The 14,169-nt window shown below is 66.0% G+C and carries 13 protein-coding genes; 8 read left to right on the top strand and 5 right to left on the bottom strand.

Annotation, left to right across the window (positions count from 1 at the left end; translation table 11 throughout):
• Position 1: 1 nt before the first annotated feature.
• Positions 2 to 1,375 carry a nucleotide 5'-monophosphate nucleosidase PpnN gene (ppnN, locus tag HU825_RS05400; protein WP_043294880.1) on the top strand — a complete coding sequence of 458 codons (1,374 nt, stop codon included), beginning with the start codon at positions 2 to 4 and terminating at the stop codon, positions 1,373 to 1,375.
• 74 nt (positions 1,376 to 1,449) lie between these two features.
• Here ppnN and HU825_RS05395 read toward each other — a convergent pair whose 3' ends face one another.
• The 3 genes from HU825_RS05395 to HU825_RS05385 all read right to left on the bottom strand — a co-directional run bounded on the left by HU825_RS05395 (position 1,450) and on the right by HU825_RS05385 (position 5,518).
• The gene (locus HU825_RS05395; RefSeq protein WP_043294881.1) at positions 1,450 to 2,157 is read right to left on the bottom strand and encodes a TSCPD domain-containing protein; all 708 of its coding nucleotides are present in this window, start codon (positions 2,155 to 2,157) and stop codon (positions 1,450 to 1,452) included.
• A gap of 63 nt (positions 2,158 to 2,220) precedes the next feature.
• Positions 2,221 to 4,371, bottom strand: coding sequence for an adenosylcobalamin-dependent ribonucleoside-diphosphate reductase (locus tag HU825_RS05390; RefSeq protein WP_138300760.1), 2,151 nt, complete (start codon positions 4,369 to 4,371; stop codon positions 2,221 to 2,223).
• Between the two features lie 163 nt (positions 4,372 to 4,534).
• Positions 4,535 to 5,518: a zinc ABC transporter substrate-binding protein gene (locus HU825_RS05385; RefSeq protein ID WP_234303069.1), complete on the bottom strand. Its 984-nt coding sequence runs from the start codon at positions 5,516 to 5,518 to the stop codon at positions 4,535 to 4,537.
• 65 nt (positions 5,519 to 5,583) lie between these two features.
• Here HU825_RS05385 and zur point away from each other — a divergent pair, with 65 nt between their 5' ends.
• The 4 genes from zur (at position 5,584) to HU825_RS05365 (ending at position 8,386) form a co-directional block, all read left to right on the top strand.
• Complete coding sequence (gene zur, locus HU825_RS05380; protein WP_043294884.1) at positions 5,584 to 6,069, top strand: zinc uptake transcriptional repressor Zur; 486 nt, start codon at positions 5,584 to 5,586, stop codon at positions 6,067 to 6,069.
• Positions 6,066 to 6,836, top strand: a complete 771-nt coding sequence (gene znuC / locus HU825_RS05375) for a zinc ABC transporter ATP-binding protein ZnuC (protein ID WP_234303068.1) — start codon at positions 6,066 to 6,068, stop codon at positions 6,834 to 6,836. The genes zur and znuC overlap by 4 nt, the downstream gene beginning before the upstream one ends.
• Before the next feature lie 270 nt (positions 6,837 to 7,106).
• The gene (gene znuB / locus HU825_RS05370; RefSeq protein WP_014595334.1) at positions 7,107 to 7,892 is read left to right on the top strand and encodes a zinc ABC transporter permease subunit ZnuB; all 786 of its coding nucleotides are present in this window, start codon (positions 7,107 to 7,109) and stop codon (positions 7,890 to 7,892) included.
• Positions 7,889 to 8,386, top strand: a complete 498-nt coding sequence (locus tag HU825_RS05365) for a YgjP-like metallopeptidase domain-containing protein (protein WP_043294886.1) — start codon at positions 7,889 to 7,891, stop codon at positions 8,384 to 8,386. The genes znuB and HU825_RS05365 overlap by 4 nt, the downstream gene beginning before the upstream one ends.
• A gap of 185 nt (positions 8,387 to 8,571) precedes the next feature.
• Here HU825_RS05365 and katE read toward each other — a convergent pair whose 3' ends face one another.
• Positions 8,572 to 10,707 carry a catalase HPII gene (gene katE / locus HU825_RS05360; RefSeq protein WP_043294887.1) on the bottom strand — a complete coding sequence of 712 codons (2,136 nt, stop codon included), beginning with the start codon at positions 10,705 to 10,707 and terminating at the stop codon, positions 8,572 to 8,574.
• 263 nt (positions 10,708 to 10,970) lie between these two features.
• On the opposite strand from katE, the gene HU825_RS05355 reads away from it, so the two are divergent.
• The 3 genes from HU825_RS05355 to HU825_RS05345 are packed head-to-tail and all read left to right on the top strand — an operon-like array spanning position 10,971 to position 13,486.
• Complete coding sequence (locus HU825_RS05355) at positions 10,971 to 11,978, top strand: methionine ABC transporter ATP-binding protein (protein WP_054094212.1); 1,008 nt, start codon at positions 10,971 to 10,973, stop codon at positions 11,976 to 11,978.
• Positions 11,978 to 12,655, top strand: coding sequence for a methionine ABC transporter permease (locus HU825_RS05350; protein WP_043294889.1), 678 nt, complete (start codon positions 11,978 to 11,980; stop codon positions 12,653 to 12,655). The genes HU825_RS05355 and HU825_RS05350 overlap by 1 nt, the downstream gene beginning before the upstream one ends.
• A 57-nt stretch (positions 12,656 to 12,712) precedes the next feature.
• Positions 12,713 to 13,486, top strand: coding sequence for a MetQ/NlpA family ABC transporter substrate-binding protein (locus tag HU825_RS05345; RefSeq protein ID WP_234303067.1), 774 nt, complete (start codon positions 12,713 to 12,715; stop codon positions 13,484 to 13,486).
• 55 nt (positions 13,487 to 13,541) lie between these two features.
• On the opposite strand, the gene HU825_RS05340 is transcribed toward HU825_RS05345, so the two are convergent.
• Positions 13,542 to 14,156, bottom strand: a complete 615-nt coding sequence (locus tag HU825_RS05340) for an eCIS core domain-containing protein (RefSeq protein ID WP_431978447.1) — start codon at positions 14,154 to 14,156, stop codon at positions 13,542 to 13,544.
• Positions 14,157 to 14,169 lie beyond the last annotated feature (13 nt).

Below are 14,169 nucleotides of genomic sequence, written 5' to 3'. Positions count from 1 at the left end.
AATGACCCAACGCCATGTAATCAACGCCTCGGTCAGCCCCAAGGGCAGCCTGGAAACCCTCTCGCAGCGCGAAGTCCAGCACCTGAGCGAAGTCGGCGCCGGGCGTGCGCACAAGCTGTTTCGCCAGTGCGCATTGGCCATCCTCAATACCGGCGCGCGCATCGACAACGCCAAGACCATCCTCGAGGCCTATGCCGACTTCGAGGTAGAGATCCGTCAGCAGGATCGCGGCGTGCGCCTGGAGCTGTTCAACGCCCCGGCCGATGCCTTCGTCGATGGCGAGATGATCGCCAGCACCCGTGAAATGCTGTTCAGCGCGCTGCGCGACATCGTCTACACCGAGAGCGAGCTGGGCAACGCCCGCATCGACCTGAGCACCTCGCAGGGCATCACCGACTACGTGTTCCACCTGCTGCGCAACGCCCGCACGCTGCGCCCGGGCGTCGAGCCGAACATGGTGGTGTGCTGGGGCGGCCACTCGATCAGCCTGGAGGAATACAAATACAGCAAGCGCGTCGGCCACGAGCTGGGCCTGCGCAGTCTGCACGTCTGCACCGGCTGCGGGCCGGGCGTGATGAAAGGCCCGATGAAGGGCGCGGCAATCGGCCATGCCAAGCAGCGCCTGACCGGCAGCCGCTTCGTCGGCCTCACCGAACCGGGCATCATCGCCGCCGAGGCGCCGAACCCGATCGTCAACGAGCTGGTGATCTTGCCGGACATCGAGAAGCGCCTGGAAGCCTTCGTGCGCGTCGGCCACGGCATCATCATCTTCCCCGGCGGCGTCGGCACCGCCGAAGAATTTCTCTACCTGCTCGGCATCCTGCTGCATCCGGCCAACCGCGAGCTGCCCTTCCCCGTCGTACTCACCGGCCCGCGCGAGGCGGCGCCGTACTTGCAACAGCTGCACGCATTCGTCGGCGCCACCCTCGGCGAGCAGGCGCAGAGCCGTTACCAGGTGGTGATCGACGATCCGAGCGAAGTGGCGCGGTTGATGGTCGCCGGCATGCATGAGGTGCGCCGCTTCCGCCGCGAGCGCAACGATGCCTTCCATTTCAACTGGCTGCTGAAGATCGACGAGAGCTTCCAGCACCCGTTCGACCCTACCCACGAAGCGATGGCCAGCCTGCAGCTGCGCCGCGCGCTGCCGCCCCACGAGCTGGCCGCCAACCTGCGCCGCGCGTTTTCCGGCATCGTCGCCGGCAACGTCAAGGACAAGGGCATTCGCCGCATCGAACAGCACGGCCGCTACCAGATTCACGGCGACGCCTGCATCATGCAGCCGCTGGACGAGTTGCTGCAGGCCTTTGTCGAGCAGCATCGCATGAAGCTGCCCGGCAGCGCGGCCTACGAGCCGTGCTACAACGTGGTGAGCTGAGCGCCACACCAACAAAAAGCCCGGGGCATCGACCCCGGGCTTTTTTTGTCAGGCGCAGCGTTCGGCCGGCGAACTCAGCCGCACTTGGAATGGCCGCAGTTGAGGCACGTGGCGCAACCGTCCATCTGCACCACCGCCTGGGTATTGCACTTGTTGCACAACTGCGCGCCCGCCGGGAAACCCTCGCCCGGCTCGACCGCCACCGCGCCCTGGCTGGCCTCGTAGGCGGCACGCTTCTCCGCCAGGTACTTGAGCTGGGTTTCGTCCAGCGCCTGGCCTTCCATCATGCCGATGGCGATCAGATGGCGCTCCAGCACCGCGCCGATCTCGGCGACGATGGACGGCATGTAGACGCCGCCCTTCTTCAGGTAGCCGCCGCGCGGATCGAAAACCGCCTTGAGCTCCTCGACGAGGAAGGTGCAGTCGCCGCCCTTGCGGAACACCGCTGACATGATCCGGGTGAGCGCGACGATCCACTGGAAGTGGTCCATGTTCTTCGAATTGATGAAGATCTCGAACGGCCGGCGCTGCTCGTGCGGCGTACCGGCGTTGAGCACGATGTCGTTCACGGTGACGTACAGCGCGTGCTCGAACAACGGTGACTTGATCTTGTAGGTCATGCCGATGAGGGTTTCCGGACGCTGCAGGCTCTCGTCCATCTCCACTACCTTGACGGGCTTGGCCGCCTTGCTATCGGTGGCAGGCGCGGGCGCGGCGGGACGTTCGAGGGTCTCGTCGACGACCTTGAAGCCCTTGATGCGCTGGGTGATCTTTACGGTCATTGGTGCGGTCTCTCCTGCCGGGCGGCGTTGGCGGCCCGGCGACTATTCAGTTGGCGGCTCGGCTCAGTACTTGCCGTAATAGCCTTCCTTGAGGGCATCGAACAGGTTGGCGGCGGTATTCACCTCGCCGTCGTATTCCACTTCCTGGTTACCTTTGAGTTCGACCACGCTGCCGTCCTCGAGGGTGAAGCGATACAGGGTTTTCTCCAGATCGGCTTCCTTGACCAGCACGCCCTGGAATGCCGCCGGGTTGAAGCGGAAGGTGGTGCAACCCTTCAGGCCCTGACGCCAGGCGTAGCGGTAGATGTCCTTGAACGACTCGAACGGATAGTCGGTCGGCACGTTGGCGGTCTTGGAGATCGACGAGTCGACCCACTTCTGCGCCGCAGCCTGGATGTCGACGTGCTGGGTCGGAGTAACGTCGTCGGCGGTGATGAAGTAGTCCGGCAGCTTCTCGCCCGGCTCGTCGGAGCCCGGCTTGGCGCGCTCGTTGATCAGCGTGCGATAGGCCAGCAGCTCGTAGCTGTAAACCTCGATCTTTTCCTTGGCCTTGCGCCCGGTGCGGATCAGGTTGCGCGAGTAGTGATGCGCGAAGCTCGGCTCGATGCCGTTGGAGGCATTGTTGGCCAGGCTCAGGCTGATGGTGCCGGTCGGCGCGATGGAGCTGTGGTGAGTGAAGCGCGCGCCTTCGGTGGCCAGCGCCTCGATCAGCTCGGGGGCGTACTCGGCAATCTTCTGCATGTAGCGCGAATACTTGGCGTGCAGCACGCGGCCGGCCACTTGATCGCCGACCTTGTAGCCATCACGGGCCATTTCCGGACGCTTGCGCAGCATCTCCGCGGTGACCGTGAAGGTTTCGCTCAGCAGCGGTGCCGGACCCTTCTCGCGGGACAGTTCGAGCGCCTGTTCCCAGCCGACCAGCGCCATCTCGCGCGCGACTTCTTCGGTGAACACGCAGGCTTCCGGGCTGCCATAGCGCAACTTGAGCAGCGTCAGCGTCGAACCGAGGCCGAGGAAGCCCATGCCGTGGCGGCGCTTGGTCTCGATCTCGTGGCGCTGCTGCTCCAGCGGCAGGCCGTTGATTTCCACGACGTTGTCCAGCATACGCGTGAAGATACGCACCACTTCGCGGTACTTGTCCCAGTCGAAGCGTGCTTCGGCGCCGAACGGGTCGATGACGAAGCTGGTCAGGTTGACCGAACCCAGCAGGCAGGAGCCGTACGGCGGCAGCGGCTGCTCGCCACAGGGGTTGGTGGCGCGGATCGCCTCGCACCACCAGTTGTTGTTCAGCTGGTTGACGCGGTCGATGAGGATGAAGCCCGGCTCGGCGTAGTCATAGGTGGAGACCATGATCATGTCCCACAGATGCCGCGCCTTGACCCGCCCGTAGATCTTGCAGGCGACCAGGCCGTCATCGCGCACGATGTAGTTGTCGTGCACCGGCCATTCGCGCCAGAGCACGTGCTCGGCGTCGCTCAGGTCCAGCTCGGCGGCTTCCTTGGCATGCACCGGGAACACCAGCGGCCACTCGCCGTCGGCTTCCACCGCCTGCATGAACTCGTCGGTGATCAGCAGGCTGAGGTTGAACTGGCGCAGCCGGCCGTCCTCGCGCTTGGCGCGGATGAACTCGCGCACGTCCGGATGACCGACCTCGAAGGTGCCCATCTGCGCCCCGCGACGGCCACCGGCGGAGCTGACGGTGAAGCACATCTTGTCGAAGATATCCATGAACGACAGCGGGCCGCTGGTGTGCGCGCCCGCACCGGAGACGAACGATCCGCGCGGGCGCAGCGTGCTGAATTCGTAGCCGATGCCGCAGCCGGCCTTCAGCGTCAGCCCGGCCTCATGGACCTTGCCGAGGATGTCGTCCATCGAGTCGGTGATGGTGCCCGAGACGGTGCAGTTGATGGTCGAAGTCGCCGGCTTGTAGTCCTGCGCGCCGGCGTTGGAAATGATCCGCCCGGCCGGTATGGCGCCGTTGCGCAGCGCCCAGAGGAAGCGCTCATGCCAGTGCTCGCGCTGCTCGGCCGGCTCGACATCGGCCAGGGCACGGGCGACGCGCTGCCACGTGGCGTCGACGTTGTCGTCGACCGGCGTGCCGTCCTTGTTGGTCAGGCGATATTTCTGCGCCCAGATATCTTCGGAGGCCACCTGCAGGGGGATGCTGGAGGTGATTTTGCTCTCTGCCGCGACCGGCCCACCCGTCTTCGCCATGCGCTGCACGTCCTTCGTCGATTGGATAAAAAAGATCGCGAAGCTTATGTCATGAGCGCGTCGGACGCACATGATGGATATCAATCGAGGGTGGGAGCCAACATGAAAACAGCGCAATTCCCGACGGGTGGGCGCGTGCTGCAGCAGCAGCGCACGCCGTCTGTCAGAGCGCTTGCAGGCAGTCGGCCAGGGTGTCGCCGAGGTCCTCGACGAGCTGTTCGTAGCCGCGTGCGCCGACCGTCAGGTTAACGCCGAGCACATCCAGCTCGGCCATCCGCACCGGCAGGCCGCGAGTCAGGGTTTCAGCCAGACGCGGGCGAGCCGGCGGCTCGCTGAACACGCAGCTCGGCCCGGCCTGCTGCAACCGCTCGCGCATCGCCGCGACATGCCGGGCTCCCGGCTGCGCCTCGCCGCCAGCACTGAACACGCCGGCATGACGCAGGCCGTAGGCGGCCTCGAAGTAGTCGTAGGCTTCGTGGAAGACGAAGAATGGCTTGCCCCGCAGGCCCTCGAATCGCTCGCCGAGGCGACCGTCGAGCGCCTCGAGGCGTTGCGCGAAGGCCGCGCTGTTGGCCTGATAGCGCGCCGCGTTGGTCGGGTCGGCAGCGGCGAGATCGCTGGCCATGCGCTCGGCGATTACCCGCGCATTGGCCGGCAGCAGCCACAGGTGGGCGTCGAGGCTGCCGGGACGGTGATCGTGGTCGTGCTCGTCTTCGTCGTGCGCAGCGGCGGTCTCATGCTCATGCGCGTCGTGCCCGTGTTCGTCGTGCTCGTCATGCTCCGCGGCCTCTTCGCTGGCCGGCGCGTCGCCGAAGTGCCGCAGCGTCAGGCCCGGCAGCTGCTGCACGGCGAGGGTCGCGCCGCTACGCCCTTTCAGCACCGGCGGCAGGAAGGTTTCCAGATCCGGGCCGATCCAATAGAACAGCTCGGCCTCGCGGATGCGCCGGACGTCGGATGGACGCAGCGCGTAGTGATGCGCCGAAGCGCTGGCCGGCAGCAGCACGTCGGGCGTGCCAACGCCGTCCTGTACCGCCGCGGCGATCAGCTGCAACGGCTTGATGCTGGTCAGCACGCGAATGTCGGCCTGGGCAACGGCGCTGCATGCAAGCAACGCGGCAAGCAGCGGGAGAGAGAAAAGACGCTTCACGGGTTATCACTCAGGAGGCTGTAAATGGTACATAATAACGTCTCTCCATCAGAACGTCGCCGCCCATGTCCAAGACTCCGCTGGCCTGCACGCCCCACGACCACGACCACTGCGTCAGCCATGCGCTGGCCGAAGCCGATGCGCTGTGCGCGCGCCAGGGCGTGCGCCTGACCGCGCTGCGCCGGCGTGTGCTTGAGCTGGTCTGGCAGAGCCACCGACCGCTCGGCGCCTACGACATCCTCGCCGTGCTGAGCGAGCAGGACGGCCGCCGCGCCGCCCCGCCGACCGTATACCGCGCGCTGGATTTTCTTCTGGAGAACGGTCTGGTGCACCGCATCGCCTCGCTCAACGCCTTCATCGGCTGCATCCATCCGGAGCACCCGCACCAGGGCCAGTTCCTCATCTGCCGCAGCTGCCACACCGCCATCGAGCTGGAGCAACCGTCCATCGCCGAGGCCATCGAGGCCGCGGCGCGCAACGTCGGCTTCGCCGTCGAAGGCCAGACCGTCGAAGTGGTCGGGCTGTGCACACCATGCCGGAGCGCGGCATGAGCGATACGCTGCTGCGGCTGGATGACGTCCACGTGCGCTTTGCCGGCCAGGGCGTGCTGGAAGGCGCGCACCTGCAAGTGCACCGCGGCGAGATCGTCACGCTGATCGGCCCCAACGGCGCCGGCAAGACCACCCTGGTGCGCGTGGTGCTCGGCCTGCTCAAGCCGGAGCGCGGCGAGGTCTGGCGCAAGCCGAGGCTGCGGGTCGGCTACATGCCGCAGAAGCTGCATGTCGATGCCACGCTGCCGCTGTCGGTGCTGCGTTTCCTGCGGCTGGTGCCGGGTGTGGATCGTGCCCGCGCGCTGACGGCGCTGAGCGAGGTGGGCGCCGAACAGGTGATCGACAGCCCGCTGCAGAAAATTTCCGGCGGCGAACTGCAGCGCGTGCTGCTGGCCCGCGCCCTGCTGCGCGAACCGGAGCTGCTGGTGCTCGACGAGCCCGTGCAAGGCGTCGACGTCGCCGGCCAGGCCGAGCTGTACCGGCTGATCGGCCGGTTGCGCGAGCGTTACGGCTGCGGCGTGCTGATGGTCTCCCACGACCTGCATCTGGTGATGAGCGCCACCGATCAGGTGGTCTGCCTGAACCGCCACGTCTGCTGTTCCGGCCATCCGGAGCAGGTCAGTACCGACCCGGCCTTCGTCGAGCTGTTCGGCCAGGACGCCCGCAGCCTCGCGGTCTATCACCACCAGCACGATCACCGCCACGACCTGCACGGCAGCGTGGTGATCGGCAAACCCCATGTCCACGGCCCGAACTGCAAGCACTAGTAGGGCCTATTGATGCTTTGTCACGGCCGCGCCGGATCCAGTTTTAGCGCGGGGCAAGGCATGAGGAGAGAAGTTTGGTTATTCCAAATAAACGACGAATAACGCAGCACCGCGCTAAAACTGGCCCGGCCCTTCGGGTTGCGCGTCAAATGGTGCCATGCGGCGTTGCGGGACTTGCCAAGGGAGCGACCATTGCCTGCGTCCCGCGCCTTGCCTGGCACCATTTGACGCGGCAACGCGGCTCGCGCCAAAGCATCAATAGGCCTTAGCATGCCCGATTTCCTGCTCAACGCCCTGCTCGCCGGCCTCGCCCTGGCGCTGGTCGCCGGTCCGCTCGGCTCCTTCGTGGTCTGGCGGCGCATGGCCTATTTCGGCGACACCCTGTCCCACGCCGCGCTATTCGGCGTCGCCCTCGGACTGATGCTCGACGTCAACCTGACGCTGGCGGTGACCGTCGGCTGCGTGCTGCTCGCCCTGCTGCTGGTGACCCTGCAGCAGCGCCAGCCACTGGCCTCGGACACGCTGCTGGGCATCCTCGCGCACAGCACGCTGTCGCTCGGCCTAGTGTCGCTGAGTTTCATGAAGGATGTGCGCGTCGACCTGATGGGCTACCTGTTCGGCGACCTGCTCGCCGTCGGGCCGAGCGATCTGGCCTGGATCATCGGCGGCAGCGCCCTGGTGCTGCTGATGCTGATTCCGCTGTGGCGACCGCTGCTGGCGATCACCGTGCACGAGGAGCTGGCCAAGGTCGAAGGGCTGCCGGTGGCCGGCATTCGCCTGGCGCTGATGCTGCTGATCGCCGTGGTGATCGCCGTGGCGATGAAGATCGTCGGCGTGCTGCTGATCACCTCGCTGCTGATCATTCCCGCCGCGGCCGCACAGCGCCATGCGCGCACGCCGGAGCAGATGGCCCTGGGCGCCAGCATCCTGGGTATCGTCGCGGTGTGCCTGGGGCTGACGCTGTCCTGGTACGAGGACACCCCGGCCGGTCCGTCCATCGTGGTCAGCGCCGCCGCGCTGTTCCTGCTCAGCTTCGCCTGGCCGAAGCGCGCATGACCGATCTCAAGTACCTGCGCGGCTACCCTGAAGCGCTGCTGGCTCAGGTGCGCCAGCTGATCGCCGAGGACCGTCTGGACGATTACCTGCAACGGCGCTATCCCGGCCGTCATGAGGTGCAGAGCGACAAGGCGCTGTACGGCTACGTGCAGACGCTCAAGCAGGAGTACCTGAAAAGCGCGCCACCGATCGACAAGGTGCTCTACGACAACCGGCTGGACCTGACTCACCGCGCGCTGGGCCTGCATACCGCGGTATCGCGGGTGCAGGGCGGCAAGCTCAAGGCGAAGAAGGAAATCCGCGTCGCCGCGCTGTTCCGCGAGGCGGCGCCGGAGTTTTTGCAGATGATCGTGGTGCACGAGCTCGCTCACCTGCGCGAGAGCGAGCACAACCGCGCCTTCTACAAGCTGTGCGAACACATGCTGCCCGGCTACGGGCAGATCGAGTTCGACCTGCGGCTGTTCCTGCACTGGCGGGAGCTGCAGGGCAGCTGAGGAGCCGCCCTGCGTGGATGGCTGCGGCCATCCACCCTACGCCCCGCTGGTACCGAAGCCTGCGTAGGGTGGAAAACTCGCGAAGCGATTTTCCACGCGTCAGTGCCTGGTTTGGCCTCATGCCGGACCTCGCGCCTCATCCGCGTGGATGGCTGCGGCCATCCACCCTACGCTGACCCGTTACGTTACGCCGGGATCGCCGCCGCCGCGGCCTCACGCGCCCAGATGCGGTGCTGGCCGAGCGCCTGGGCGAAGTGGCCGAATACCCCATCGACGGCATCGCCCTCCAGCAGTCCGGCATCGGCGGTGAGGTTCAGCGATGCCAGCAGCGGCCGTGCCGCACCGAGCACCACGATGGGTTTCAGGTGCTTGTAGGCCTCGAGCAGGTAGTGCTTGGCCTCGCCGGACTTGGCCATGGCCGCCGCCGCATCGGCACCGCCGGGGACGAACACCGCGTCGAACATCACCGAGGGCATGCCATCCATCGCGGCGTCGACCGGCAGCATCTTGCCGTCCGCCGTTTTCACCGGCGCCGGTGACGGGCCGATGATCTTGGCCAGCGCGCCCTGCTCGGCCAGCTTGGCCTTGAACGCATCGATCGCCGCGCCATCGACGCCGGCAGCCACCAGAATCGCCACCTTGCGCGACTTGATATTGCCCGGCACGTGGTTCATCAGACTCAGGGCCGGCGAGCTCTGCGGCGTCGGCACCTTCGGCGCTACGGTCGGTGCGCTCGGCGCCGGCAGGCCGAGGTTCTCGGCCACGCGGCGGGCCAGCTCCAGGTCGATGTTGGCGAGGATCTCGTTGACCTGACGCTCACGGATGAACACCCGCTCGACCTTGCCCAGCTCGAAGGTATAGGCGCCGATGATGTGCTCCTTCTCCGGCGCGCTCATGCTGTTCCAGAACAGCGTGGCCTGGGAGAAGTGGTCGCCGAAGGATTCGCTGCGGTTGCGAATCTTGTGCCCCTCGACCCGCTCCGGATAGCTCTCGAACCCGCCGCCCTGGGCCGCCGGCGGGGTTTCCTTGGGCCAGCCGCCATCGATGGAGTTGGGCTCATAGTTGGCGCGGCCCTTGTGGATGGTCTGGCGATGGAAGGCGTCGCGCTGGTTGTTGTGGAACGGGCACACCGGCCGGTTGATCGGGATTTCGTGGAAGTTCGGCCCGCCGAGACGCAGCAGCTGCGTGTCGGTGTAGGAGAACAGCCGGCCCTGCAGCAACGGGTCGTTGCTGAAGTCGATGCCCGGCACCACGTGTCCCGGGTGGAAGGCGGCCTGCTCGGTCTCGGCGAAGAAGTTGTCCGGGTTGCGATTGAGGGTCATCTTGCCGAGCTTCTGCACCGGCACCAGCTCCTCGGGAATGATCTTGGTCGGGTCGAGCAGGTCGAAGTCGAACTTGTGCTCGTCGGCCTCCTCGACCACCTGCACGCCCAGCTCCCACTCGAAGTAGTCGCCCTTCTCGATCGACTCCCACATGTCGCGGCGGTTGTAGTCCGGGTCCTTGCCGGCGATCTTCAGCGTCTCGTCCCAGACCATCGAGAACGCGCCGGCCACCGGTTTCCAGTGGAACTTGACGAAGCGGCTGACGCCCTCGGCGTTGATCATGCGGAAAGTGTGCACGCCGAAACCCTCCATCGCCCGGAAGCTGCGCGGAATGCCGCGGTCCGACATGGTCCAGAGCACCATGTGCGCGGACTCCGGGGTCAGCGAGACGAAGTCCCAGAAGCTGTCGTGCGCCGATTGCGCCTGCGGGATCTCGTTGTGCGGCTCGGGTTTCACCGCGTGGACGAAGTCCGGGAACTTGATCGCGTCCTGAATGAAGAACACCGGCATATTGTTGCCGACCAGGTCGAAGTTGCCCTCGTCGGTGTAGAACTTGGTAGCGAAGCCGCGTGCATCGCGTACCGTATCGGCCGAGCCGCGCGAGCCCTGCACGGTGGAGAAACGCACGAATACCGGCGTTTCCTTGCCTTCGCCGGCGAGGAACGAAGCCTTGGTCAGCCAGCTGTGGTCGGCGTAACTCTTGAACACGCCGTGCGCGGCCGCGCCGCGCGCGTGCACGATGCGCTCGGGGATGCGCTCGTGATCGAAGTGGGTGAGCTTCTCGCGCATGATGAAATCTTCGAGCAGCGAGGGTCCACGATCGCCGGCCTTGAGGGTGTTCTGGTTGTCGGCGATCTTCACGCCCTGATTGGTGCGCAGCGCCTCGCCGGTGGCGTCGCTGCGGAATGCTTCCAGCTGATCGAGCTTGGCGTTGTGATTGGCGCGGTCGACGGTATCGGTGCCGGCGAGCTCGCTCTGTTTGGGGGTCTTGTGCGTCATGATGGGCCTCGGTTAGCCGATTAGCTGAACCGCGAACGATCGAGCCGGGGCTGGCCAGATGCGTGATCAATTCACGGCGTACCGGTTAGTGACCCCGGCAACGGCTGCAAGGTTGCCGGCTGCGACGATTTGCATTGCCTATGGCAGCGATATATTCAGTCAATCGAATGGGCACATTCGAGCGACCCGCCCGGCAAACGGGTAGAATGCCCGGCTTTCGCCGAATATCCCGGCAACGAACGCCGCACCCACAAGGTTCGCCCGTGATCGAATTCCATCAAGTCCACAAAACCTATCGGACCGCCGGCAGGGACGTCCCCGCCCTGCAGCCGACGCAGCTGGAGATCGCCTCCGGTGAAGTGTTCGGTCTGATCGGCCATTCCGGCGCCGGCAAGAGCACGCTGCTGCGCCTGATCAACCGCCTCGAGGAACCCTCCGGCGGACGCATTCTGGTCAACGGCGAGGATGTCACCGCGCTGGATGCCGACGGCCTGCGGCGCTTCCGCCAGCGCGTCGGGATGATCTTCCAGCACTTCAACCTGCTGATGTCCAAGACCGTGGCCGACAACGTCGCCATGCCGCTGCGCCTGGCCGGCAACTACTCGAAAGCCGATATCGACCGCCGCGTCGCCGCCCTGCTCGCGCGCGTCGGCCTCACGGACCATGCGCGCAAATACCCGGCGCAGCTCTCCGGCGGGCAGAAGCAGCGCGTCGGCATCGCCCGGGCGCTGGCCACCGAGCCGGACATCCTGCTCTGCGACGAAGCCACCAGCGCCCTCGACCCGCAGACCACCGCGCAGGTATTGCAACTGCTGGCCGAGATCAACCGCGAGCTGCAGCTGACCATCGTGCTGATTACCCACGAGATGGACGTGATCCGCCGCGTCTGCGATCGCGTCGCGGTGATGGACGGCGGCGCGATCGTCGAGCAGGGTCCGGTCACCGAGGTGTTCCTGCACCCCAAGCACCCGACCACCCAGCGTTTCGTCCTGGAAGACGAGGCAGTGGACGAAGGCGAGCAACACGACGATTTCGCCCATGTGCCAGGGCGCATCCTGCGCCTGACCTTTCAGGGCGATTCGACCTACAAGCCGCTGCTGGGCACGGTCGCCCGTGAAACCGGGGTCGACTACAGCATCCTGTCCGGGCGCATCGACCGCATCAAGGACACCCCCTACGGCCAGCTCACGCTGTCGCTGATCGGCGGTGACATGAGTGCGGCGATCAGCCGTCTGCAGGCCGCCGACGTGCACGTGGAGGTATTGCGCTGATGGATGCGTTGTTCGGCTCTTTGTTAGGGAATGTGGACTGGTACGAAATCTGGCTGGCCTCGCTGGACACCCTGCTGATGCTCGGCGGCTCGCTGCTGTTCACCATCCTGCTCGGCCTGCCGCTGGGCGTGCTGCTGTTCCTCGCCGGTCCGCGCCAGCTGTTCGAGAACGGCCCGCTGTACGCCGCGCTGTCGTTCGTGGTCAACGTGCTGCGCTCGCTGCCGTTCATCATCCTGTTGATCGTGATGATCCCGTTCACCGTGCTGCTCACCGGCACTTCGCTGGGTGTGGCCGGGGCGATTCCGCCGCTGGTGGTGGGCGCTGCGCCGTTCTTCGCGCGGCTGGTGGAGACCGCGCTGCGCGAGGTCGACCGCGGCATCATCGAGGCCACCCAAGCGATGGGCGCCACCACCCGGCAGATCATCTTCAGCGCATTGCTGCCGGAGGCGCGGCCGGGCATCATCGCGGCGATTACCGTCACCGCCATCACCCTGGTGTCCTACACCGCGATGGCCGGTGTGGTGGGCGCCGGTGGTCTCGGCGACCTGGCGATCCGCTTCGGCTACCAGCGCTTCCAGACCGACGTGATGGTGGTCACCGTGGTCCTGCTGCTGGTGCTGGTGCAGGTACTGCAAAGCGTCGGCGACCGGCTGGTCACGCACTTTTCGCGCAAATAACCGCAACCAGGGCGAGCGAACCATCGCACCCCGCTCAACTCCTGAAGGAACCGAACGATGAAGAAACTGATTGCCGCCCTGGCCACCGTTGCCGCCTTCTCCGCTCACGCGGCCGAAGAACTGAAAGTCGCCGCCACCGCGGTGCCGCACGCCGAGATCCTCGAGTTCGTCAAACCCAAGCTGGCCGAGCAGGGCGTGGAACTGGAGATCAAGATCTTCACCGACTACGTGCAGCCGAACATCCAGGTCGCCGAGAAGCGCCTGGACGCCAACTTCTTCCAGCACCAGCCGTACCTGGACGAGTTCAACAAGGGCAAGGGCACCGATCTGGTCAGCGTCACCGGCGTGCACATCGAGCCGTTCGGCGCTTACTCCAGCAAGTACAAGTCGCTGGACGAGCTGCCCGACGGCGCCAACGTGGTGATTCCCAACGACGCCACCAACGGCGGCCGCGCGCTGCTGCTGCTGGCCAAGGCCGGGGTGATCACGCTGAAGGAAGGCGCCGGCATCACCGCCACGCCGAAGGACATCGCCGACAACCCCAAGCACATCAAGGTGCGTGAGCTGGAAGCCGCGACCCTGCCGCGCGTGCTGACCCAGGTCGACCTGGCGCTGATCAACACCAACTACGCGCTGGAAGCCAAGCTGAACCCGATCGAGGACGCCCTGATCATCGAAGGCAGCGACTCGCCTTACGTGAACATCCTGGTCGCCCGGCCGGACAACAAGGACAGCGCCGCCATGCAGAAGCTGGTCGAGGTGCTGCATAGCCAAGACGTCCTGCAATTCATGGCCGAGAAGTACGCCGGTGCGGTGGTGCCGGTGTACTGAACGCTAGCGCTGTGACCGAAAACCCCGCCGCGGCGGGGTTTTTCATGTCCGCAGCTCAGGGTTGCGCCTCGGCCTGACGCAACGCCTGCTCGACCTCGCGCTCCAGCGCGTAAGCGGGGCTTTCCACGGCGCGGTGATCCAGCGTGTAGCGCCGCGCGAATTCGGCCACGCCCCAATCCAGATACTGTTCGACGTGCTTGAGCTCATGCGCCCACAGCGCGAGGTTGTCCTGCGCGTCTGCCGCGCGGCGGAACACGATGACGTCGATCAGGGTGACGGCGTTGACGTCCGGGTTGCGCAACAGCGCGTTGCCGGCATCCAGCGCAACCTGGTCGCCAACGCGAAAGCGCGCCGTCTCCAGCACCGCCAGGTCGAAGTAAGGCTCCAGTTGCAGGCGCAAGTGCAGCGGAATCGGCTCGGCGCCGGCGGCGATCAGCTGCTCGCGCGACTGCTGGATCCAGCTCTGCAGCGCCAGCGCGCTCATCTGCTGCACGCGCTCGAGCACCACCTGGGCATCGGTGGCCGCGCCGGGCACGCAGAAGCAGTTACCGCCCAGGCAGAGCGGCTGCTCGCCGGACGGGCAGCTGGTCTGTGCCGGGACGGCGGCGCTGCCCAGCACCAGCAGCGTGAGCAGGCCCCGAGTCAGACGAAGGAACGGATTGAGCGGCACGGCGGTTCTCGCA

The sequence above is a fragment of the Pseudomonas phenolilytica genome (assembly GCF_021432765.1).
GTDB lineage: Bacteria > Pseudomonadota > Gammaproteobacteria > Pseudomonadales > Pseudomonadaceae > Stutzerimonas > Stutzerimonas phenolilytica.
Note: the sequence above shows the minus strand (reverse complement) of the source record. Positions and strands in the feature narration are given on the sequence as shown.

Bases quoted from the DNA above. Each gene is read 5' to 3' on its own strand.
- HU825_RS05345 (WP_234303067.1), top strand. From the start codon at position 12,713: ATGAAGAAACTGATTGCCGCCCTGGCCACCGTTGCCGCCTTCTCCGCT.
- znuB (WP_014595334.1), top strand. From the start codon at position 7,107: ATGCCCGATTTCCTGCTCAACGCCCTGCTCGCCGGCCTCGCCCTGGCG.
- katE (WP_043294887.1), bottom strand. From the start codon at position 10,707: ATGACGCACAAGACCCCCAAACAGAGCGAGCTCGCCGGCACCGATACC.
- znuC (WP_234303068.1), top strand. From the start codon at position 6,066: ATGAGCGATACGCTGCTGCGGCTGGATGACGTCCACGTGCGCTTTGCC.
- ppnN (WP_043294880.1), top strand. From the start codon at position 2: ATGACCCAACGCCATGTAATCAACGCCTCGGTCAGCCCCAAGGGCAGC.
- HU825_RS05390 (WP_138300760.1), bottom strand. From the start codon at position 4,371: ATGGCGAAGACGGGTGGGCCGGTCGCGGCAGAGAGCAAAATCACCTCC.
- HU825_RS05365 (WP_043294886.1), top strand. From the start codon at position 7,889: ATGACCGATCTCAAGTACCTGCGCGGCTACCCTGAAGCGCTGCTGGCT.
- HU825_RS05350 (WP_043294889.1), top strand. From the start codon at position 11,978: ATGGATGCGTTGTTCGGCTCTTTGTTAGGGAATGTGGACTGGTACGAA.
- zur (WP_043294884.1), top strand. From the start codon at position 5,584: ATGTCCAAGACTCCGCTGGCCTGCACGCCCCACGACCACGACCACTGC.
- HU825_RS05395 (WP_043294881.1), bottom strand. From the start codon at position 2,157: ATGACCGTAAAGATCACCCAGCGCATCAAGGGCTTCAAGGTCGTCGAC.